Source organism: Streptomyces sp. B5E4 (assembly GCF_039871555.1).
Classification (GTDB): Bacteria; Actinomycetota; Actinomycetes; order Streptomycetales; family Streptomycetaceae; genus Streptomyces.
The window spans coordinates 95,900-117,675 of record NZ_JBDPMI010000026.1 but is presented as its reverse complement, the minus strand read 5'-3'; the positions used below and the strand labels follow the sequence as shown (position 1 = coordinate 117,675).

Annotated in this window: 19 protein-coding genes; 9 read left to right on the top strand and 10 right to left on the bottom strand. The window is 72.7% G+C overall.

Going from position 1 to position 21,776, the window contains the following annotated elements:
• Positions 1-1,140 precede the first annotated feature (1,140 nt).
• A complete protein-coding gene (locus ABGA99_RS27650) occupies positions 1,141-2,406 on the bottom strand; it encodes an ROK family transcriptional regulator (protein WP_347575329.1) in 1,266 nt (421 codons plus the stop codon).
• Between the two features lie 170 nt (positions 2,407-2,576).
• On the opposite strand from ABGA99_RS27650, the gene ABGA99_RS27645 reads away from it, so the two are divergent.
• The 6 genes from ABGA99_RS27645 to ABGA99_RS27620 all read left to right on the top strand — a co-directional run bounded on the left by ABGA99_RS27645 (position 2,577) and on the right by ABGA99_RS27620 (position 11,632).
• A complete protein-coding gene (locus ABGA99_RS27645; protein ID WP_347583659.1) occupies positions 2,577-4,070 on the top strand; it encodes a sugar ABC transporter ATP-binding protein in 1,494 nt (497 codons plus the stop codon).
• The gene (locus ABGA99_RS27640) at positions 4,067-5,128 is read left to right on the top strand and encodes an ABC transporter permease (protein WP_347583658.1); all 1,062 of its coding nucleotides are present in this window, start codon (positions 4,067-4,069) and stop codon (positions 5,126-5,128) included. The genes ABGA99_RS27645 and ABGA99_RS27640 overlap by 4 nt, the downstream gene beginning before the upstream one ends.
• Positions 5,125-6,189 (top strand): ABC transporter permease, encoded by a 1,065-nt coding sequence (locus ABGA99_RS27635; protein WP_347575304.1) that lies wholly within the window; start codon positions 5,125-5,127, stop codon positions 6,187-6,189. Before ABGA99_RS27640 ends, ABGA99_RS27635 begins: the two co-directional genes overlap by 4 nt.
• On the top strand, positions 6,186-7,430 hold the full coding sequence (locus ABGA99_RS27630) for a substrate-binding domain-containing protein (protein WP_347575303.1): 1,245 nt from the start codon (positions 6,186-6,188) through the stop codon (positions 7,428-7,430). The genes ABGA99_RS27635 and ABGA99_RS27630 overlap by 4 nt, the downstream gene beginning before the upstream one ends.
• Positions 7,430-8,299, top strand: coding sequence for a sugar phosphate isomerase/epimerase (locus tag ABGA99_RS27625; protein WP_347583657.1), 870 nt, complete (start codon positions 7,430-7,432; stop codon positions 8,297-8,299). Before ABGA99_RS27630 ends, ABGA99_RS27625 begins: the two co-directional genes overlap by 1 nt.
• Before the next feature lie 228 nt (positions 8,300-8,527).
• The gene (locus tag ABGA99_RS27620) at positions 8,528-11,632 is read left to right on the top strand and encodes a ThuA domain-containing protein (protein ID WP_347583656.1); all 3,105 of its coding nucleotides are present in this window, start codon (positions 8,528-8,530) and stop codon (positions 11,630-11,632) included.
• 71 nt (positions 11,633-11,703) lie between these two features.
• Here the strand turns inward: ABGA99_RS27620 and ABGA99_RS27615 are convergent, their stop codons facing one another.
• Together ABGA99_RS27615 and ABGA99_RS27610 are read right to left on the bottom strand one after the other, a co-directional pair.
• On the bottom strand, positions 11,704-12,450 hold the full coding sequence (locus ABGA99_RS27615; protein WP_347583655.1) for a peptidoglycan DD-metalloendopeptidase family protein: 747 nt from the start codon (positions 12,448-12,450) through the stop codon (positions 11,704-11,706).
• Between the two features lie 51 nt (positions 12,451-12,501).
• Positions 12,502-12,915, bottom strand: a complete 414-nt coding sequence (locus ABGA99_RS27610) for an organic hydroperoxide resistance protein (protein WP_347575299.1) — start codon at positions 12,913-12,915, stop codon at positions 12,502-12,504.
• Between the two features lie 86 nt (positions 12,916-13,001).
• Here ABGA99_RS27610 and ABGA99_RS27605 point away from each other — a divergent pair, with 86 nt between their 5' ends.
• Positions 13,002-13,568 (top strand): TetR family transcriptional regulator, encoded by a 567-nt coding sequence (locus tag ABGA99_RS27605; RefSeq protein WP_347575298.1) that lies wholly within the window; start codon positions 13,002-13,004, stop codon positions 13,566-13,568.
• A 45-nt stretch (positions 13,569-13,613) separates the two neighbouring features.
• Here the strand turns inward: ABGA99_RS27605 and ABGA99_RS27600 are convergent, their stop codons facing one another.
• Positions 13,614-15,059 (bottom strand): MFS transporter, encoded by a 1,446-nt coding sequence (locus ABGA99_RS27600; RefSeq protein WP_347583654.1) that lies wholly within the window; start codon positions 15,057-15,059, stop codon positions 13,614-13,616.
• A gap of 98 nt (positions 15,060-15,157) precedes the next feature.
• Between ABGA99_RS27600 and ABGA99_RS27595 the strand changes: the two genes are divergently transcribed.
• On the top strand, positions 15,158-15,766 hold the full coding sequence (locus ABGA99_RS27595) for a TetR/AcrR family transcriptional regulator C-terminal ligand-binding domain-containing protein (RefSeq protein WP_347575296.1): 609 nt from the start codon (positions 15,158-15,160) through the stop codon (positions 15,764-15,766).
• A 21-nt stretch (positions 15,767-15,787) separates the two neighbouring features.
• On the opposite strand, the gene ABGA99_RS27590 is transcribed toward ABGA99_RS27595, so the two are convergent.
• The 4 genes from ABGA99_RS27590 to ABGA99_RS27575 all read right to left on the bottom strand — a co-directional run bounded on the left by ABGA99_RS27590 (position 15,788) and on the right by ABGA99_RS27575 (position 18,366).
• Positions 15,788-16,669: a phosphatidylinositol-specific phospholipase C/glycerophosphodiester phosphodiesterase family protein gene (locus tag ABGA99_RS27590; protein ID WP_347575295.1), complete on the bottom strand. Its 882-nt coding sequence runs from the start codon at positions 16,667-16,669 to the stop codon at positions 15,788-15,790.
• 218 nt (positions 16,670-16,887) lie between these two features.
• Positions 16,888-17,295: a nitroreductase family deazaflavin-dependent oxidoreductase gene (locus ABGA99_RS27585; RefSeq protein ID WP_347575294.1), complete on the bottom strand. Its 408-nt coding sequence runs from the start codon at positions 17,293-17,295 to the stop codon at positions 16,888-16,890.
• A 94-nt stretch (positions 17,296-17,389) separates the two neighbouring features.
• Positions 17,390-18,133: an ABC transporter permease gene (locus ABGA99_RS27580; RefSeq protein WP_347575293.1), complete on the bottom strand. Its 744-nt coding sequence runs from the start codon at positions 18,131-18,133 to the stop codon at positions 17,390-17,392.
• Positions 18,134-18,162: 29 nt separating this feature from the next.
• Positions 18,163-18,366, bottom strand: a complete 204-nt coding sequence (locus tag ABGA99_RS27575) for a hypothetical protein (protein WP_347575292.1) — start codon at positions 18,364-18,366, stop codon at positions 18,163-18,165.
• A 134-nt stretch (positions 18,367-18,500) separates the two neighbouring features.
• On the opposite strand from ABGA99_RS27575, the gene ABGA99_RS27570 reads away from it, so the two are divergent.
• The gene (locus ABGA99_RS27570) at positions 18,501-19,094 is read left to right on the top strand and encodes a TetR/AcrR family transcriptional regulator (RefSeq protein ID WP_347575291.1); all 594 of its coding nucleotides are present in this window, start codon (positions 18,501-18,503) and stop codon (positions 19,092-19,094) included.
• A gap of 329 nt (positions 19,095-19,423) precedes the next feature.
• On the opposite strand, the gene ABGA99_RS27565 is transcribed toward ABGA99_RS27570, so the two are convergent.
• Positions 19,424-21,097 carry an acyl-CoA dehydrogenase family protein gene (locus ABGA99_RS27565; RefSeq protein ID WP_347575290.1) on the bottom strand — a complete coding sequence of 558 codons (1,674 nt, stop codon included), beginning with the start codon at positions 21,095-21,097 and terminating at the stop codon, positions 19,424-19,426.
• Complete coding sequence (locus ABGA99_RS27560; RefSeq protein ID WP_347575289.1) at positions 21,081-21,725, bottom strand: TetR family transcriptional regulator; 645 nt, start codon at positions 21,723-21,725, stop codon at positions 21,081-21,083. The genes ABGA99_RS27565 and ABGA99_RS27560 overlap by 17 nt, the downstream gene beginning before the upstream one ends.
• Positions 21,726-21,776 lie beyond the last annotated feature (51 nt).

Sequence of the window (21,776 nt, the reverse complement as noted above, 5' to 3'; positions counted from 1 at the left end):
GCCAGTTCGTCTCGGTGGCGACCATTCCGCGTGGCCGAGGCCGGGTGGCCGAGGCCGGGTGGGTGCGGCTGAGGGGGCGAAAGTCGGCGATCTTGGCCTGATTCGGCCCGGATCCAGGGGTGTTACCCCGAGTTACGGCCCGATTTCTCCGCCTGGGGCCCTGCCGGTGGGGCATCGGTGCGCGACCGCCGGGCCGCCTGCGTGGTGCGTAATCCGTCCACCGGCCTTGGCTCGGGTCAGCTCCGAGGGTCCTACCGTCGGTTGTCCCCGATCATCGCCGCTGGCCTCGGGCGGCGGTCGTTCCGCGGAGCCGGCCTGCGTTCGAGGTGGGACCGATGCTCCAAACCCACGTCGAGACGGCCCGCCGTCGACACCGCCCACCCCGACTCCGGCCCCCCGGTCCCGGCGCCTCTCCGGACCCGGCGCCTCCGCGCGTACGGACCTCACGCCCGCATCCGTACGCCGGGCTCTGGCTGATGGCCTCGACGCCGGTGCAGGTCAAGGCGGTTGCCACCGGCGGTGGGCAGGCTCGCTGTCAGTGGAGGCGCATACCCTTGGGCGGGTGTGAGGGGCTGTGGGTCCGGTGGGCTTGGGCGCTCCTGGGACGCGGTGCTCCGGGGGTGCGGAGCCACTGGGCTGCGGAGCCACTGGCTGAGGAGCCACTGGGCTGAGGAGCCACTGGGCTGCGGAGCCACTGGCTGAGGAGCCGCTGGGGTGCGGAGCCACTGGGGTGCGGAGCCACTGGGTTGTAGTGCTCCCTGGGTTCGTTCCGTCGGGCCGGCTCGCTTCTCGGGCTGGCCGCTGCCGGATGACGCTCCCGTGAGCTCGGTACCTTCAGGGATCACGGGCCGCCGATCACGGACCAGGGGCCACAGCCACGGATGACGGATCACTGACCACGGGCAACTCACCACGGGCAACCTCACCACGGGCAACCTCACCACGGGCCACGCGCCACGGGGCCACGGTCACCGACCACGCGCCCCAGAGCACCCGCCCGCAGTCAACGGACCACCGACCACGCGCCCCAGAGCACCCGCCCGCAGTCAACGGACCACCGACCACGCGCCCCAGAGCACCCGCCCGCAGTCAACGGACCACCGACCACCGACCACCGACCACAGCCTCAACCCAGCCCTCTCAACCCCCCACCCCCGCCAGCGCCATATCCACCTGCCGGGGCGACAGCGCATGCTCGATCGCCAGAATCCCCGCCCCGATCGCCGCCGCGTTCTCCCCCGTCCTGCTCGGCTCGATCCGCAGCACATGCGTCGCCAGCGGGTGCGACCTCCGGTACACCGCCTCCCTCACCCCCGCCAGCAACTGGTCGTGCACGGCCGCCAGCGCGCCGCCCACGACCACCGTCTCCGGGTTGAAGAAGTTCACCAGCCCCGCCAGGACCTCGCCCACCGCACGGCCCGCCTCGCGGACCATGCGGACCGCCTCGCGGTTGCCCTCCTTCACCAGGCGTACGACGTCCAGGCCCGCCGACGCCTCCAGGCCCAGTTCCTTCAGGCGGACCGCCAGGGCCGCGCCGCCCGCGATGGCCTCCAGGCAGCCCGAGTTGCCGCAGCGGCACAGCTCCTCGCGTTCGCCTACGCGGATGTGGCCGATGTCGCCCGCCGAGCCCTGTGCGCCCCGGTGCAGGCGGCCGTCCGCGATGATGCCGCAGCCGATGCCCGTGCCCACCTTCAGGTAGAGCAGGTACGACGTGTCCGGGAAGGCCCGGCGCTGTTCGGCCAGGGCCATGACGTTCACGTCGTTGTCCACCAGCGCGCGGACGCCGAAGCGCTCGTCGAAGAACTCCGGGATCGGGAACTGGTGCCATCCCGGCATGATCGGCGGGTCCACCGGGCGGCCGGTGGAGAACTCCACCGGGCCCGGCACGCCCACGCCGATGGAGCGGAGCGTCTTCGGGTCGCGGCCGGCCTCCTCCAGCAGGCGCTGCATCGTCCGTTCGACGTGGCCGAGCACCGCCTCGGGGCCGTCCGCGATCGTCAAGGGGTCCTCGCGGACCGCGAGCAGTGTGCCGCCGATGTCCAGCAGCGCGACCCGGCAGTGCGAGGCGCCCAGGTCGACGCCGGCGACGGCGTGTTCGCGCGTGCGCAGCGAGAGACGGCGCGGGGGGCGGCCGCCGGTGGAGCCGGCTTCCGCGTCCTCGTCGACGAAACCGTGCGCGATCAGCGCGTCGACGCGCTGGGAGACGGTGGAGCGGGCGAGGCCCGTGAGCCGGGCGATCTCGGCGCGGGTGGCGGCGGCGCCGGAGCTGATGAGCGCCAGCACCTCGCCGGGGGACTGGCCCGCGGGCGGGCTGTACGGCGGGGCGCCGGGCGGGCCTCCGGGTGGCGCCCCGGGCGTGCCGGGGGGCGGCGTACCGGAGGCCGAGGGCCGCGGCGGTGGCGGCATCGGCGACGAAGACGAAGAAGCGGCTGTCACATCGACCACCTTAGAGACCGCCAAGAGCACCAACAAGACCTTCTTTGTTCGACATTCGGCCAAAGTCTTTGCCAACTCATCAGAGGAAGCCCTTGCTTAGGCTCTTGACAGTCCAAAGAAGCCTGGGGACTCTGCCTTTCATGCTGACGATGCAGGACGTGTCCAAGAGCTTTCTCGGGGTGCGGGTGCTGCACGGGGTGTCGCTCGATCTCGAACCGGGGGAAGTTCACGCCCTGGTGGGGGAGAACGGCGCGGGCAAGTCGACGCTGATGAAGGTGCTCGCCGGGGAGTACGCCCCAGACGAGGGCACGATCACGCTCGACGGCACGGTGCACGCTTTCTCGCACCCCGTACAGGCCCAGGCCGCCGGGATCGGTCTCATCCATCAGGAGTTCGCGCTGCTCCCGCACCGCACCGTCGCGGAGAACGTCTTCCTCGGCCGCGAGCCGGTACGCCGCGGGGTCGTCGACCGGCGCGCCATGGAGCGCCGCACCGCCGAGCTCCTCGCCGAACTGGACGAGACCGGAATCACCCCCCACACCCAGGTCAAGGACCTCTCGGTGGCCCGCCAGCAGACGGTGGAGATCGTCAAGGCGCTGGCGGCGTCCGATGTCCGTGTGCTTGTCATGGACGAGCCGACCGCACCGCTGGCCGACCACGAGGTCGAACTCCTCTACGCGCTCATCCGCCGTCTCGCCGCCCGCGGCATCGGCATCCTTTACATCAGCCACCGCCTCCGCGAGGTCTTCGACCTCTCCCGCCGCATCACCGTCCTCAAGGACGGCCGCAAGGTCACCACCCTCACCACGGCCGACACCACCCCCGACGACGTCGTCCGGGCCATGGTCGGCCGCGAACTCGGCTCGTACTACCCGCCGCGCGCCCGCGCCGGGGAGATCGGCGAGCCGCTGCTGACGACGGCGGGCGCCGGCAACGAGCGCCTCGCCGGGATCGATCTCACCCTCAGGGCCGGCGAAGTCACCGGTGTCGCCGGGCTCCAGGGTTCGGGCCGGACCTCCCTGGTACGGGCCCTCTTCGGCGCCGCGCCCTTCACCCGCGGCAGCATGACCGTCGCCGGCCGCGCGCTGCGACCCGGCAGCCCGCGCCAGGCCATCCGCGGCGGCGTCGCGCTGGTCACCGAGGACCGCAAGGGCGAGGGCCTGGCGCTGCACCAGTCCGTGCGCGACAACGCCCTCCTCGTCACCCGCGCCGTGCACGGCGGCGGCGCGCAGGCGGGCGAGGTCTCCGGGCTGCTGGAGCGCGTCAACCTCCGCTCACGCGGCCACGACCAGGAGGTCCAGTACCTCTCCGGCGGCAACCAGCAGAAGGTCGTCATCGCCAAGTGGCTCGCCGCCCGGCCCCGCGTGCTGCTCTTCGACGAGCCGACCCGCGGCGTCGACGTCGGCGCCAAGGCCGCCATCCACACCCTCGTCCGCGAACTCGCCCACGACGGCATGGCCGTCCTCATCGTCTCCTCCGAACTGCCCGAGCTGATCGGCATGAGCGACCGCATCCTCGTCATGGCGGACGGCACCTTCGCCGGCGAACTCCCCGCCGGGGCGGGCGAGGAGGACATCATGCGGCTCGCCACCCGGGGCGCGTCGGGCACGGCCGCCGAGGGGAGTGCCGCATGACCGCCGTACGGACCGACGCCCCCGCGCCGGCCGCCCGCCCGCGCCGGCTGCCCGCGACCGGGCGGCTCAAGCTCACCGACCCCGTCGTCGGCGTCTGGCTGGCCGCCGCCGCGGTCACGCTCATCGGCTGGCTCGTCGTCACCATCGACGGCGGCCAGTTCATGACCCAGTCCAACTTCACCGGCATCCTGCAGAACTCCGTCGCCCTCGGCCTGGTCGCCGTCGGCCAGTCCGCGGTGATCCTCACCGGCTCGCTCGACCTGTCCGTCGCGTACCTCATCAGCATCGGCACGCTGGTCGCCGCCGAGACGATGGAGGGCGGCAGCGTCGTCACGGCGGTGCTCGCGGTGCTCGCGCTCTCCGCCGCGGTCGGACTCGCCAACGGCCTCATCGTCACCGGCCTGAAGGTCAACGCCTTCATCGCGACCCTCGGCATGGCGTTCATCCTGCGCGGCTACATCGAGGACAACTACACCGGACCGGCCGGCGACGTCCCCGCGTCCTTCCAGCGCCTGGGCTACGACCGCGTCGGCTTCATCCCGGTCTCCGTCTTCCTGCTGATCGCCGTGGCCGCCGTGCTGTGGCTGATCACCAAACGCACCCGCCTGGGCCACCACATGTACGCCACCGGCGGCGACGAGCACGCCGCCCGCCTGTCCGGCGTACGCACCAAGCGCACCGTCATCTACGCCCACGTGCTGTGCGCCCTGTGCGTCGGCGCCGCAGCCCTCTTCCTCGCCTCCCGGCTCGGCGCCGGCGCCCCCTGGGCGGGCACCGAGGCGCGCTACGACCTCGACTCCATCGCCGCCGTCGTGCTCGGCGGCACCGCGCTGGCCGGCGGCCGCGGCGGCGTGGCGGGGACGCTCGGCGGGGTGCTGCTGCTCTCCGTACTGGACAGCATCTTCAACCAGCTCTCCGTCGACCCGTTCTTCAAGAACGTCGTCCGCGGCGTCGTCATCATCGCCGCCGTCGCCCTGTACGCCCGCCCGTTCCGCCGCCGGGCGAAGGCCCGCGACCAGGCGCGGAAGAACGAGGAACAGAAGGGAGCGCTCGCATGACGGCGACCACACCCACGTCCACCCCCGCCGGTCCCGCGGCGGCCCTCGCCGGCATCGGGCGCCGCCTCGGCACCGGCGCCCCCGTCTACGTCCTCCTCGCCGTCCTGCTCGCCGCGCTGGCGATCACCGACCCCGGGTTCTACGAGCCCGATTCCTTCCTCGCGTTCGTCAAGCGCGCCGCCCCGCTGGTGATCCTCGCCGCCGGCCAGTACATGGTCATCGTCTCCGGCGGCTTCGACCTCTCCGTCGGCGCGGTGGTCACGGCCGGGGTCGTCGCCGGCGCCGAGTTCTACGGTTCGTACCCGGACGCCCCCTGGCTGCTGGTCACCGCCGGGCTGCTGCTGGCCGGAGCGATCGTCGGGCTGGTCAACGGGCTCATCACCACCGTTCTCCTGGTGCCGTCGTTCATCACCACGCTCGGCATGATGCTGATCCTCGAAGGCGCCGTCTTCTACTGGACCGGCGGCTCCCCCCAGGGCGTACTGCCGGAGTCGTTCCGCAACTTCGGCCGCGGCGAGGCCGGCGGCTGGCTGCCGTGGGCGGTGCTCGCCTGCCTCGCGGTCGGTGCGATCGCGGTGTGGCTGATGCGCGCCGACTTCGGCCGTACGCTCCTGGCCACCGGCGACAACGAGCGCGCCGCCGCGCTCGCGGGCGTGCGCGTACCCCGCGTGCGCACCCTCGCGTTCGTGCTCTCCGGCACCGCCGCGGCGCTCGCCGCGGTGCTCGTCGCCGGCTTCTCCGGGGTCTCGGCGCAGGCCGGCCGGGGGCTGGAGTTCGAGGCGATCACCGCCGTCGTGCTCGGCGGGGTCATCCTCGGCGGCGGCCGCGGTTCGGTCGTCGCCGCCATGGCCGGGGCGTTCTCGCTCCAGGCGCTGTTCACGCTGCTCAACCTCCAGGGCGTCTCCGGCGCGCTGGAGTCCACGGTCCAGGGATTCATCGTCATCGCGGCCGTCGGCCTCGGCGCCACCGGCAGGTCGGGCTTCTCCCGGCTGCGCCCGCGCCGTACCGCACCACCACCCTCCGCTCCTTCAACGCCCTCGGAAGGGAAGTCCTCCTCATGAGCCGTACGCGCCGCACGACCCGCCCCGGCGCTCGCAACCGCCTGGCCGCACCGGCCGCCGCGCTGCTGGCCGCCGCACTGCTCGCCTCCTGCTCGTCGGACGCGCCGAAGGACGACCTGGCCGACGACCCCGCGGCCTCCGAACAGGCGGAGGACGGCGACAAGCAGTCGGAGTTCTTCGACCAGGCGGACTACGACCGGCAGTTGGAGCTGACCCGGGCGACCCCGGAGGGTCCCGAGGGCAAGCCCTGGGAGCAGATGCTCGACCCGCAGTCGGGCGGGATGGTCGACACCTCCGAGTACGCCATGAAGGGCGGCGTCGACGGCGCCAAGCTGTGCTTCTCCAACGCCGGCGTCTTCAACCCCTGGCGGCAGGTGGGCCTGAACACGATGAAGGCGGAGGTCGCGCAGCACGACGAGATCGCCGACTTCACCGTCCTGGACGCGCAGGGCAAGGACGACAAGCAGATCTCCGACATCCAGGAGCTGTCGGGCCAGAACTGCGACGCGCTGATCGTCTCGCCGAACACCACCGCCACCCTCACCCCCGCCGTCGAGGAGGCGTGCGGCAAGATCCCGGTGATCGTCTTCGACCGCGGCGTGGAGACCGACTGCGCCGTGACGTTCATCAGCCCCATCGGCGGCTACGCCTACGGCGCCGCCGCCGCGGACTTCCTGGTGGACGAGGTGGACAAGGGCGGCAAGATCGTGGCGCTGCGCATCTCGCCCGGCGTGGACGTGCTGGAGACCCGCTGGTCGGCGGCCGAGATCGCGTTCGAGAAGGCCGGACTCGACGTGGTCGAGGTGAAGTTCACCGACGGCGACCCGTCGAAGGCCAAGTCGATCGTCTCCGACGCCATCGCGCGGCACGGCCAGATCGACGGCGTGTGGATGGACTCCGGCGCCACCTCCGTCGCCGCCGTCGAGGCCTTCGAGGACGCGGGCGAGGACATCCCGCCGATCACCGGCGAGGACCAGCAGGACTTCCTCCAGGCGTGGAAGGACAAGGACCTGACCGCCATCGCGCCGGCGTACCCGACGTTCCAGTGGCGTACGCCCGTGATCGCCGCGCTCAAGATCCTGGCCGGCGAGGAGGTCCCCAAGGAGTGGACGCTGCCGCAGCCGGTCGTCACCGAGGAGAACTTCGACGAGTACTACAAGGAGGGCATGCCCCCGCTGCACTACGGCGCCTGCGGCTGCGAGGACCTGCCGGGCTACCCCGGTGACTGGGGCGGTGAGTGATGCCGGCCGGAAGGCGGCCGATCGGCGCCAACCCGTGGATCTGGCACTCCCCGGTGACCGAACGCGCGCTGGCCGCGGTGCTGCCGCGGCTGGCGGGCTGGGGGTTCGACTGCGCGGAGCTGCCGCTGGAGCAGCCCGGCGACTGGCAGCCGGCCGCCGCGGGGAAGCTGCTCGACGACAACGGCCTGGCGGCGGCCGCGGTGCTCGCCGTGATGCCGCCGGAGCGCGGGCTCGTCCGCGCCGAGCCGCTGGCGGTCCGAACGACGCAGGACTATCTGCGCCGCTGCGTGGACGCCGCCCGGGAGATCGGCGCGCCGGTCGTGGCCGGGCCGATGTACGCGGCGGTGGGCAGGACCTGGCGGATGGACGCGGACGAGCGGGCGGCGGCGTACGCCGAGTGGCGGGACAACGTCGCGCCGGTCGTCGCGCACGCCGCCGCGGCCGGGGTGCTGCTGGCCGTCGAGCCGCTCAACCGGTACGAGACGAGCCTGCTCAACACCGTCGCGCAGACCGTGACGGCGCTGGACGGGCTGCCCGGCGAGACGATCGGGGTCGCCCTCGACACGTACCACCAGAACATCGAGGAGCGCTCCCTGGCCGGCGCCGTGCGCGCGGCGGCGGGGCGGATCGCGCACGTCCAGGTGTGCGCCAACGACCGGGGCGCACCCGGCGCGGACCACCTGGACTGGCCCGGTTTCCTCGGCGCGCTGGACGAGGCGGGCTACCGCGGCCCGCTGTGCATCGAGTCGTTCACGGCGCACAACGCGACCATCGCGGTGGCCGCGTCGGTGTGGCGGGCGCTGGCGCCGAGCCAGGACGCCATCGCCGTCGACGGCCTCGCCTTCCTGCGCCGCGCCTTACACACCTGACGTACCCGCCCATCCCCGTCCCGTACGCACCCTGACCGCGTACGCACCCCACCCCCGCATCGCACGCACCCCCCGCGCCACACGCCGCCGGGCCCGGACCTCCGGGACGCAGAGCCGGGCCCGGCGGACCACCCCTGCGCGCACTCCTGCGCGCACGGCGCCCCACGAACCCCTCTCACCGACCGGTACGCCCATCCCATTCCGCACACCGAAGGAGAGGACCGATTCATGAGCTGTCATGCTCGTGACATAGGCAGGTCGTTGGTCACCTTGCTGGCCGCCGTCCTGCTCGCGCTCACAGCGCTGCCGTCATCAGCGGCGGAGAAGGCGCCCGCCTTCAAGGCGCTGCTGTTCACCAAGGCCGTGGGCTACGTCCACGGCTCCATCCCGGCGGGCATCCAGATGGTCCAGGAGGAGGCGGAGGAGAACGGGTTCGAGGTCGACCAGACCGACGACTCGACCGTCTTCAACGACGCCGCGCTCGCCGAGTACGACGTGATCATCATGCTGCAGAACTCCGGCATGGTCTGGGACACGGACGAGCAGCGCGCCGCCATGCAGAAGTACGTGCAGTCCGGCGGCGGCGTCGCGGCCATCCACAACACGCTCGACATGGGGATCGAGAACGAGTTCCCGTGGTGGGACGAGCTGATCAACGGCGGCGCCCACATGCCGAGCCACTCGCCCGGCGTGCTGCAGGGCACCGCGAAGGTCGCCGACAAGGTGCACCCCTCGACCAAGGGCCTGCCCGAGCGCTGGGAGCGCCCCGAGGAGTGGTACAACTTCGACGTCAACCCGCGCGGCGACGTGCACGTCCTCGTCACCGCCGACGAGACGACGTACAACCCGGGCAACGACGCCATGGGCGCCGACCACCCGATCTCCTGGTGCCGTAACGCCGAGGGCGGCAAGGTCTGGGCCACCGCCATGGGCCACGACACCCCCGCGTACAGCGAGGAGGAGTTCCGCGAGCACGTCATCGGCGGCGTGAAGTGGGCCGCCGGCGCCGAGCCCGGCGACTGCGGCGGCACGGTCTGGAACGGCTACGAGAAGGTCACCCTCGACGACGACACCGCCGACCCGATGGAACTGGACGTGGCCAAGGACGGCCGCGTCTACTACGTCCAGCGCGCCGGCGAGGTCCAGGTCTTCGACCCGGCCACCCACCAGACCACCACCGCGGGCAAGCTCGACGTCTACACCGGCGGCGAGGACGGCCTCGTCGGCATGGAGCTGGATCCGGACTTCGCCAAGAACGGCTGGATCTACCTCTACTACGCCCCGGCCGGCAGCGCCGAGGACGTGAACCGGCTGTCGCGCTTCACGCTCAAGGACGGCAGGCTCGACACCGCCAGCGAGAAGAAGCTGCTCGACGTGCCCGCGTACCGGGACCGCACCTTCCCCGAGCCCGGACACACCGGCGGCGCCGTCGAGTTCGGCCCCGACGGCTCGCTCTACCTGGGCACCGGCGACGACGTGCCGCCGAACCTCAGCCCCGACTGGCAGGGCTACGCGCCGATCGACTGGCGCGAGGGCGAGGAGATGCTGGACGCCGCCAGGACCGCGGGCAACACCAACGACCTGCGGGGCAAGATCCTGCGGATCAAGCCCACCAAGGGCGGTACCTACACCATCCCCAAGGGCAACCTGTTCGCGCAGGGCACCGAGAAGACCCGTCCCGAGATCTACGCGATGGGCTTCCGCAACCCGTTCCGCTTCACCGTCGACCAGGAGACCGGCTACGTCCACGCCGCCGACTACGGCCCCGACCGCGGGCTGCCGACGACGGACCGCGGCCCGGAGGGCATGGTCGAGTACAACGTCATCAAGAAGCCCGGCAACTTCGGCTGGCCCTTCTGCCACGGTGACAACCAGCCGTACGCCCCGTACAACCCGGACACCGGCGAGATCGGCGCGAAGTTCGACTGCGACAACCTGACGAACCCCTCGCCGAACAACACCGGCCTGACCGAGCTGCCCGACGTCCAGAAGCCGGACGTCTGGTACGGCTACGGCCTCTCCGAGCAGTTCCCCGAGCTGGGCCAGGGCGGCTCGGGACCCATGGGCGGCCCGGTCTACAACTACGACCCGGACAACCCCTCCGAGACGAAGTTCCCCGAGTACTTCGACGGCGCCGGCTTCCTCTACGAGTGGACCCGCAACTACGTCAAGGAGGTCCGCTGGGACGAGAACGAGGAGCTGCTGAAGATCAACGACTTCCTGTCCTCGGCGAAGTTCAACAAGCCGATGGACATGACCTTCGGCCCGGACGGCTCGCTCTACGTCCTGGAGTGGGGCAGCGCGTTCGGCGGCGGCAACAGCGACTCGGGGCTGTACCGCATCGACTACAGCCAGGGCAAGCGCTCCCCGGTCGCCAAGGCCGCCGCCTCGGCGACCAACGGGCCCGTGCCGCTGGCGGTCGACTTCTCCAGCGAGGGTTCGAACGACCCCGACGGCGACTCGCTCAGCTACGAGTGGGACTTCGACGGTGACGGCACCTTCGACTCCACCGAGGCCAACCCCAGCCACACCTACGAGACCAAGGGGGACTTCACCGCCCAGCTCAAGGTCACCGACTCCTCCGGCAAGACCGGCTACGCCAACATCCCCATCACCGCGGGCAACACCGCGCCCGAGGTGACGATCGACACCCCGGTCAACGGCAAGCTGATCGAGTTCGGCGACCAGATCCCGTACAAGGTCACCGTGACCGACGCGGAGGACGGCGCGATCGACTGCTCGAAGGTCTTCGTCAACCCGGCGCTCGGGCACGACGACCACGAGCACTCGACGAGCGACCTGCCGGGCTGCGAGGGCACGGTGGACACCGGTGACCTCGGCGGCCACCCGGAGGGCGCGGACCTGACGTACGTCCTGAACGCGCGCTACGAGGACGGCGGCGGCGACGGCGCCTCCTCGCTGACCGGGTACGCCAAGTCGGTCCTGCAGCCCAAGCACAAGCAGGCCGAGTACCACGACGACCAGTCAGGAACCCGGATCGTCAGCCAGGCCGGGGCCGAGAACGGCAAGCGCATCGGCGACATCTCGAACGGCGACTGGGTCGCCTTCGAACCGATGTCCGTCGAGGGCATGAGCCAGGTCTCGTACAAGCTGTCGTCGCCGTACGGTGTCGGCGCCATCGAACTGCGCGCCGGCTCCCCGGACGGGCAGCTCCTCGCGACGACACCGGTGCAGAACACCGGGGGCTGGGACAACTACCAGGCCACGGCGGCCGTGCCGGTCGAGGCGCTGGAAGGGTCGCACAAGCTCTACCTGAAGTTCACGTCGCCGCAGAACAACTCGTTCGACGTCGACTCGGTGACGTTCGGCTAGTCATCGGGAGGTGAACCGACGGCGGCGCCCCGGGCGAGGAGCCCGGGGCGCCGCTGTGCCCGCGTGGTGTCTCAGATTTCGATGCCGTAGGAGGCGAGGTAGGCGACGGGGTCGATGTCCGTGCCGTAGTCCGTGCCGGTGCGCACCTCGAAGTGCAGGTGCGGCCCGGTGGAATTGCCGGTGTTGCCGGAGTCGCCGATGCGGGTGCCGCCTTCGACACGGTCGCCCGGGGCGACGGACATCCGGTCGAGGTGGGCGTAGAGGACGTAGTGGCCGTCGGCCATCCGGATCAGGAGGTGGTTGCCGTACGGGCCCTCGGTGGAGGTGCTGTGGACCTCGCCGGGGCCGACGGAGTACACCGGGGTGCCGGTGGGGACGGCGAGATCGACGCCGGTGTGGTAGCCGGCGATCCAGCTGTCGCCGGGGACGCCGTATTCCGCGGAGATCTCGTACTCGACGTCGACCGGGGCGGTCCAGCCGGGCACGGGCGCGACGAGGATCTGGCCGGGCCGCAGCAGGTCGGGGTCGGAGCCGATCACGGATCTGTTCGCCTCGTACAGGCGCTCCGGCGGCACCCCCAGCCGGCGTGCGATCGCGGTGAGGGTGTCGCCTGGGCGTACGCGGTACGGGGGCGGCGCCGGCTCCGCGAGCACGGCGCCGGCGACTTGCCGGCCGTACGCGGCGGGAGGCCCGGCCGGGGAGGCGGAGGCAGCGCCCGCGGGGCTCGCTCCGGCGACAAGGGCCGCGAGCAGGGCGGCGAGGACAACGGCGAGGGAGGCGCGCCGCTTTCGGGGGGTGACATAACGGTGAGTTGACACGGCGTCACGCTAGGTGTCCGCCTGCCCCGTTCCGGCGACGGCGCGCCGGGGTCACTCCACGACAAGTCGTACCGGGATGTTGCCGCGGGTCGCGTTCGAGTACGGGCACACCTGGTGCGTGGCCTCCAGCAGCTCCTTGCCCCGCTCGGCGGAGATGGCGTCGGGCATCTCCACCCGCAGGGTCACCTCCAGCGCGAAGCCGCCCGCGTCGTTCGGGCCGAGGCCGACCTCGGCGGTGGTCGAGACGTCGGAGACGTCGAGGTCCATGCGCTTGGCGACGACGCCCATGGCGCTGGTGAAGCAGGCGGCGTAGCCGACGGCGAAGAGCTGCTCGGGGTTGGTGCCCTCGCCGGTCCCGCCCAGCTCGGGCGGCGGGGAGAGGGTGACGTCGAGCTTGCCGTCGGAGGTGACGCCGCGGCCGTCGCGGCCGTTCGCGGTGGCGACGGCGGTGTAGAGAACGCTCATGGGAGGTGCCTCTCCGGAGGGGAAGTGAACAGACAGGTCTGTCTTGTGCCTCAGACTAGACAGACCTGTCTGCTACCGTCAACCAGGTGACCGCGCCACCGAAGTCTCCCGCTCGCAGCCGCGTCCTGGACGCCGCGACGCGGCTCTTCTACGCCGAGGGCGTGCACGCGGTGGGCGTCGACCGGATCATCGCCGAGGCCGGGGTGGCGAAGGCGACCTTCTACCACCACTTCCGTACGAAGGACGACCTGGTCGCGGCGTACGTGACCGACCAGTGCCGACGCCAGCAGCAGGCCGCCGCGGCCCTCGCGGGCGGCGCCCCGCGGGCCACGGTGCTGGCCGTCTACGACTACATCGGCGAGGCCGGCGCGGGCCCCGGCTACCGCGGCTGCCCCTTCATCAACGCCGCCGCCGAGTACCCCGACCCGGGCCACCCGGTGCGCCGCGCGGTGACGGACTACCGGCGGTGGTTCCGCGGGCTGATGCGGGACCTGCTGGCCGCGGACGGCCACCCGGACGCCGAGCGCACGGCTGACATCCTGCTGGTGCTGCGTGACGGGCTCGTCGTGGGCAACGACCTGGACGACGCGGCGGAACTGCGGAAGCTGACGCGGGACGCGGTGGAGCGGGTGCTGACCCCGCGGGCGGCCTGATCCGGGCGCGTACGCGTACGGACCGGCCGGCCGCCGGGTACGGGCTCATCGCCCCGGCGCCGTCGCCTCCCGCCGGCGCCCGAGCAGCGCCCCGGCGGTCAGGGCGCCGGCGAGGACGAGCGCGGCGTTGACGCCGACCGCGGTCCGCACCCCGGAGAGCACGGCCTCCGGGCCTGCGCCGCCGGCCGAGGTGATGCGGGCGGTCGCGAGGGCGCTCATCACCGGGATGCCCATGGTGATGCCGACCTGCTGGGTCATCGTGGCGAGGCCCGTGGCCAGGCCCTGCTCGGAGTCGGGCAGTCCCGAGGTGGCGGTGACCATGAAGCCGACGATCATCAGCATGTTGCCGACCCCGCCGGCGAACGTCGCCGCGAGCAGCAGCCAGATCCAGTCGCCGGAGGTGCCGAGCGCGAGCAGCGCCGCGGTGGCGACGGCCTGGGCAACGCCGCCGTAGACGATTGCCGCGCGGCTGCCGACGCGGCCGACGACCCGGCCGCCGAGGGTGCCGCCGAGGACGGTGCCCAGGCCCAGGACGCCGAAGGCGAGGCCGGTGGCGAGCGCGGTGTAGCCGAGGACTTCCTGCAGGTAGAGGGTGAGAAGGAAGACCAGGGAGGTCTCGGTGAGGAAGGCGACGAGCCCGGCGGCGTTGCCCCACACGACGGTGGGCCGCCGCAGGATCCGTACCGGCACGAGCGGCTTCTGCGCGCTCCGCTCGACGAACCAGAACGCGGTGAGCAGCGCGGCGCCCGCGCCGAGCGCGGCGAGGGTGACCGGCTCGGTCCAGCCGGCCTCGCCGGCGTGGGTGAGCCCGTAGACGACGGCGAGCAGCCCGCCGGTGACGGTGACCGCGCCGGGGACGTCGAGCCGGGGCCGGCCCGCGGGGCGGGAGTCGGCGATGACGGTGGGGGCGACGGCGAGGATCGCGGCGGTCACGGGCACGTTGACGAGGAAGGCCCAGCGCCAGGAGAGCAGGTCGGTGAGCAGCCCGCCGAGCACGGCGCCCGCGGTGAACCCGGCGGACATCAGCGCCCCGTTGAGCCCGAGTGCCCGCTGCCGCAGCGGGCCCTCGGGGAAGGCGGTGGTGAGCAGGGAGAGCCCGGCCGGGGTGACGGCGGCGGTGGCCAGTCCTTGCAGGACGCGGGCGACGAGCAGCATCCCGGGGGAGGTGGCGAGGCCGCCGAGCACGGAGGAGAGGCCGAGCAGCGCCATGCCGCCGAGGAAGAGCCGCTTGCGGCCGAAGAGGTCGGCGATGCGGCCGAAGAGGAGGGTGAAGCCGGCGGCGGCGAGCGCGAAGGCGGTGGCGATCCACTGCAGGTGCGCGAGGGGGAAACCGAGCCCCGTGCCGATGACGGGGAGGGCGACGTTGAGGATGGAGAAGTCCACCGCGACCATGAACTGGGCGCCGAGGAGAAGGGTGAGCACGAGCTTTTGCCGCCCGGTCATGCGCGGGGCGGGGGCCGCGCCGGTGGCGGCCTTGTCGAGCACGGACATGGAGATTCCCTTCGGGCGGGCTAACGGGACTCGTGTTCCGTTAAGCTGAGGTCGAAGGTAGCAGAGAGGGTGCGACTAATGAAACTGGAGAACCGTTAATGAGTTCCGAGCCCGATCCCGGCACCCTCCGGCCCGGCGGCCGTACCGCACGGGTCCGCGCGGCGGTCCTCCGGGCCACCGGGGACGCCCTGGCGGAACAGGGCTTCGCCCACCTCGACCTCGCCGACGTCGCCCGCCGCGCCGAGGTCGGCAAGACCACCGTCTACCGCCGCTGGGGCTCCGCCACCGGGCTCATCGCCGACCTGCTCGCGGACATGGCGGAGCAGTCCGTACCGCGTACGGAGACCGGCACCCTCCTCGGCGATCTGCGCGCCAACGCCCGTCTCGTCCTGGACACCCTCACCGACCCGCGGCAGGGCGCGCTGTTCCGCGCCGTGATCGCGGCGGCCACCTGCGACGACCGCACCGCGGCGGCCCTGCACCGCTTCTACGCCATCCGCATCGCCGAGTGGGCCCCCTGCGTCGAACAGGCGGTGGCCCGCGGCGAACTCCCCGCCGGCACGGACCCGCACGAGGTCGTTCGCGCCGTCTCCGCCCCCCTGTACTACCGCCTGCTCGCCAGCGGCGATGCCCTCGACCCCGCGGCCGCCGACCGCGCCGCCGAGGCGGCGGCAGTGGCGGCGCGGGAGGGGGCGTACGTCGTGTGAGTGCCGAGGGCCCGCGGGGCGTCAGGCGTCGTGCCTGCGCAGGAAGGTCTGCAGGCCCGGCAGGTCGTCGGTGTTGATCCAGTCCACGTTCGCGTCGAGCAGCGTGCGCCACAGGTTGTCGCGCGCCGGGCCCGGGGCGTCGGGCGTGGCCCAGAAGCGAACGGTCTGGCCCTGCTGGTGGGCGGTGTGGACGATGAGGTTCAGCCAGTTGCGCTCGGCGGCCGGCATCGTGCCGGTGCCCTGCCAGGTGAAGCTGGAGTTCCAGTTGCCGCTGACGAGCGGGATGAACGACGCGGGGACACCGGAGTTGAGGTCGTCGTGGCGGCCGTCGTAGAAGGCGTGGCGGAGCTTCTCCGCCTCCATCGGCGCGCGGGCTCCGCGGTCGCCGGAGATGACGGCGGTCACCGCGCGGCGGCGGACCCGGCCGCCGGTGGCGGAGCTGAAGATCGAACCGTAGCCGCGCAGCACCTCGGACAGCGCGCGGTACGTGGGGTCGCCTGCGGTCTTGAGGTCGATGAGCAGTTGCAGGGTCAGCTTGTGGCCCTTGTAGACGCGGCCGCCGTTGGCCCGTATGCGGCGGGCCAGCGGGTCGAGGTAGAGCGCCTGGAGCGTACGGGCCGGGTCGAGCTGCGACTCGTCGTGGGCGACGAGGAGTTGGCCGTCGACCAGCCAGATGTCCGACTCGACGCTGGCGAAGCCGTGGTCGAGCGCGTCGAGGAGCGGGCGCCCGTGGAGGTAGTCGTTGTGCGCGTGCGCCCGCTTCAGCGGCGCGGGGCCGCGGCCCCGGCCGGTGGCGCCGCGCTCGGCGGCCTGGGCGGACGCGGGGAGACCCCCGGCGAGCGCGCCGCCGGCGACGGCGGCGGACAGCGTGGCGACGGCGCGGCGTCTGGAGTAGGCGGACAAGGGTCCCTCCCCTGGTGCGGCGTGCAGGATGGACCGAAGTATCGACGGCGCGGGGCGACTTGCACAGGGTGCCCGCGGTGAACGGGAGTTGGCCGCGTACGGCACGGGCGGCCGGGTCCGGCGCGGGCGGGACAGGCCACCGGCCGGTGACGCAACTGCGGGATCGCGTCGCGAATATCGCGGGCATCCGCGTTGCGAGGCCGACATCGTGAAGAGGGTCAGGAGTTCCCGGGCCGTCCCGCCGGATCTTCGACGGTCGTGAAGGTGGCGTAGTCACGGACGCGTGCCAGCGTCATCACGGCACGTGCCCAGCGTGGCAGCAGCCGTCGTCCCGGGTTGCCGTGGACGCATTCGGGCCGGGCGAGTTCGTGGCGCCGTCCGCGGCGTACCAGATGTCCGCCGCCGGCCGCGAGCGCGTTCTGGATCCAGTGGACGTCCCTGCCGTATGCCAGGGCGATGACCCAGCCGGTCTCCGTGCGGAACGCCTGCACGGGCGTCTGGTACCGCTTGGCGCTGCGGCGGCCGACGTGTTCGATCACGGCGAGGGGTGGCATGCGGCGGGCGAGGGGGAGCACGGCCGGGTTGAGGGTGCGGCTGATCCGGCGGAAGGCGCGCGGCATGGTCATGGCTGGATCTCCTCGTACACGGGTGGCTGGGGTTCGTGGGGCAGGGGGTGTGGCGCAGCCGGCGGCGCCGGGCGGGCCCCGTCCGGGGGCCGCCTCAGGAAAGGGCTTCCTGTGGCTGCGCGCGCGACGGCCGCGGGTCGCCGATCGGTTGTGCGGGGCGGCGTGACGTACGACGGAGTCCGGCGGCGTACAGGGTGATGCCGCCGGCGAGCCAGCAGACGAGCACCAGCGCCGGGCGGAGGCCGCCGGCGCCGTCGAAGTAGGCGACGGAGCGCAGCAGGCTCCCGGTGGCGCCGGGAGGGAGCATCTGGCCGAGCGTTCCCCAGCCGGCCGGGAGGAGTTCGGGGGCGCTGGACAGACCGGACAGCGGATTGCCGAGCACGATGAGCACCACTGCGCCGCAGGCCAGGCCGGCGTTGCCAAGGGCGGTACGCAGGCCGAGGATGGCCCAGGCAGTGGCGGAGATGCCGAGGACCGCGGCGCCCGCGGTCGCCCAGTAGTCCCCGTCGAGCGAGCCGAAGGCGAACTGCAGCAACGCCGTCAGGCTCAGGCCGCCCAGGGCCGCGAAGGCCACAGCCGCCGCGGCCTGGCGCCGGGCACCGCGGACGGCCGCGAGCACGGCAACGCCGCCGATCCAGCCGCCGAGGGCCAGTGGGAGCGCCCCGGCCGCCAGGCCCGCGCCGGTGGGATCGTCGCCCGGCAGCGGACGTACGTCCTCCACGGGCCCGACGGCCCTCCGGCCCGATTCGAGGCTGCGCGCCAGATCGTGCAGGCGTTCGGCCACCACAGGACCGGCCGCGGTGGCCACCAGCAGTCTCGTCTGCGTGGGGGATGTCACGAGGGCTCCGTAGACTTCCCGATCCATGATCATTTCCCGTGCGCCGCGTCTGTTGCCGTGTGCAGCTCCCAGGCGTCCGGCTGCCGCGAGACCAGATGCTCGCGCGTGGCCGCGGCGGAGGACGGCTCACCACCCACGGCTAGGGGCACGTGGTGCGGGCCCGCGTGCAGGGGCGGCAGCGCGAAGGCCGACAGGAGGACGACCAGGAGCGCCGTCAGGATTCCGACGATCACGCCGATTCGTCCCCATTCCGTCCTCGCCGGGCTCGGTTCCGGCATGGGAGCACCTCCAAATAAGAAACTCCTAGTACCTTAAAGCCTCGCACAGGCGGGCACAATAAGAAACCAGGCGATCCTTAAGGAGTGGGATGACCGAGTCCCCCGCAACCCGGCGCCGCGGCAAGGCGCTTGAGACGGCGATCATGCATGCGGTGTGGGAGCAGCTCGCCGACGTCGGCTACGCGGCCATGACCGTCAAGGACGTGGCCGCGCGCGCCCGTACGAGCAAGGCGGTGCTCTACCGGCGGTGGCCGAGCCGCGCAGAACTGGTCTTCGCCGCGATCGTCCACGGGGTGCCGACGCCGGACGACCTTCCCGACACCGGCACCCTCCGGTCGGACACCGCCCAGTTGCTCCAGCAGATCGCCGACAGATTCGCCACCGTCGACACCGACGTGCTGTGGGGACTGCTGGCCGAGAGCGCCCGCGACCCCGAACTCCTCGGCCTGATCCGCTCCGAACTCCTCAGCGACGTACACCGCGGCCCCACGGCGGTGCTCGTCGACCGCGCCGTCGCCCGGGGCGAGGTCGATCCCTCGCGGCTGACCGAGCGACGGATCGCACTGCCGCTGGATCTCCTGCGCAACGAGATACTCGTACGGGGATCGATCACCCCGGAGGCCATCGCCGAGATCGTCGACGAGGTCTTCCTCCCGCTGGTCCGCCCGAATCCGCCGGGCTGAGGACGGGCCCACACGGGCCCTTCGCCGGTCGCCCGAGGGCTGGCGGGCGCCTCACGGAGCTTGGGGACGTCGGAACGAGAACCGCCTCCAGTCCTCATGAGGGCTGCGGATAGCCGATCCCGGAGATGTCCTGGGTCAGGTCCGCCAGAGTGCCCTCTGCGTTCAACGACGACACGAGTTCCCGGCTCAGCGGTCGCAGGGCATACACGTCACCCACCGCCCTCAGATCGATTCCGGAGCCGGACAGGTCGGCACAGGCGGGCGGCCTCCGGCTCCGTGCCGTACGAGCAGGCGGGGGCGCGCTCCGTGCCGTACGAGGGCTCCCCGCCTCAGCTCCTGCCGTACTCGCCGCCCGACGGCCGGGCCCGCTTGAGGATCGCCTCCGTGTCCACCCCCGGCGGCAGCGTGCCGAACGCCAGGCCGCCGTCGCCGTCGAGGCGGCTCGCGCAGAAGGCGTCCGCCACCGCCGCGTCGCCGTGCCGGTGCAGCAGCGCGCCCTGGAGCACCAGCGCCATCGACTCGACCACGCGCCGCGCCCGGTACTCCACCGCCGTCACGTCCGCGAGGTCCCTGCGCAGCCGCCCGATCGCCGCGTCCAGGCGTGCGTCGGCGCCCGCGGCGGCGTCGACCTCGGCGAAGAACGCCGTCACGGTCTCCGGGCTGCGGGCCATCGCGCGCAGCGCGTCGAGCGCGGCGACGTTGCCGGAGCCCTCCCAGATCGACGGCAGCGGCGCCTCCCGGTACAGCCGCGGCATGCCGGACTCCTCGACGTACCCGTTGCCGCCCAGGCACTCCAGCGCCTCCGCGGCGTGCGCGGGACCGCGCTTGCACACCCAGTACTTGGTCACCGCCAGCCCGATCCGCCGGAACAGCGCCTCCTGTTCGGCGTCCGGCCCGCCGGCGGCGCCCGTCTCGCCGCGGTCGACGGCACCCGCAAGGCGCATGCTCGCCACCGTCGCCGCCTCGGCCTCGACGGCGAGGTCGGCGAGCACGTTCGTCATCAGTGGCTGGTCGGCGAGCCGCGCGCCGAACGCCCGCCTGTGCTCGGCGTGGTGCAGGGCCTGGACGACGCCGAGGCGCATGCCGCCCGCGGTGGCGAGGGCACAGTCGAGCCGCGTCATGTTGACCATCTTGATGATGGTCTTCACACCGGCCCCTTCCTCGCCGACGAGGTGGCCGACCGCCCCTTCGTACTCGATCTCGGCGGAGGCGTTGGAGCGGTTGCCGAGCTTGTCCTTCAGGCGCATGAGGCGGAGGGCGTTGCGGGTGCCGTCCGGCAGCACCCGCGGGACGAGGAAGCAGGACAGCCCGCCGGGCGCCTGGGCGAGGGTCAGAAAGACGTCGGACATGGGCGCGGAGGTGAACCACTTGTGGCCGGTGAGCGCGTACAGCCCGTCGCCGTCACCGGTGGGGACGGCGCGGGTGGTGTTGGCGCGTACGTCGGAGCCGCCCTGCTTCTCCGTCATCGACATGCCCGCGATGAGGCCGGACTTGGTGGTGGGCGGGCGAAGGCCGAAGTCGTAGTCGGCGGAGGTCAGCAGGGGCTCGTACGCGGCGGCGAGGCCGCGCGAGGTGCGCAGGGCGGGGACGGCGGCGTACGTCATGGAGACCGGGCACAGGTGGCCGGCGTCGGTCTGGCCCCAGACGAAGAGCTTGGCGGCGCGCGCGACGTGCGCGCCGGGGGTGCGCTGCCGCCAGGGCGCGGCGTGCAGTCCGTGGGCGACGGCGGTACGCATCAGCTCGTGCCAGTGCGGGTGGAACTCGACCTCGTCGACACGGTGCCCGTAGCGGTCGTGGGTACGGAGGACGGGCGGCTGCTCCTCGACGTTGCGGCCCCACTCCTGGGCCTGCGGCCCGCCGGCGAGGAGCCCCAGCTCGCGCACCTCGTCCTCGGCCCAGCCGGCGCCGTGGGCGCGGAGGGACTCCAGGAGGGCGGGGTAGGCGGAGACGTCGTAGGAGGTGAGGGGCGGGGGCTGGTTGGTGACGTCATGCGTCGTCGGCACGGGGGACTCCCAGGGCTCTGAGGGTGAAGGCGACGAGGTGCGCGGGGGTGTGCGGACCGGGGGCGTACGGAACGGGGGCGCGGGAGCCGTCCGCCGCCGCCCCGGAAAGCGGACCGATCAGCGCCTCGGCGCAGGCCCCGACGAGCGCGGCCGCGGTGAGCTGCGGGTCCTGCCGGGGCAGCCGCCCGGAGGCCGAGCCCTCGGCGATGCGGTCGGCGAACACGTCGCGGAACGCCCGCCGGAAGACGAGGCGTTCGGCCTCGACGGCGGTGTCGACGGGCTCGGCGAGCAGCGCGTACGCCAGCCGCGGCCTGCGCAGTGCCCGGCGCGCGAATGTCTCCACGGCGGCGGCGACGCCCTCCGCGGGGTCGGCGGGCCGGCGGGCCGCGGCGGAGACGGCGTCGACCTCGGCGGTGACGACGCTGCGGAACAGCTCGACGGCGAGCACGGACTTGCTGGGGAAGTGGCGGTACACGCTGCCGGTGGCGATACGGGCCCGCGCGGCGACGGCGGCGACGGTGCAGCCGGCGTAGCCCTCGTCGGCGAGGAGCGCGCGGGCGGCGTCGAGGAGGGCGTGCCGCCGGTCGTCCATCCGCGCCTGGACGGCGGGGGTGCGGCGGTAGGGCATGGGAAGGATTGAAGCAGCGATTCACTGCTTCAACAAGACGCCGGGGTGCGA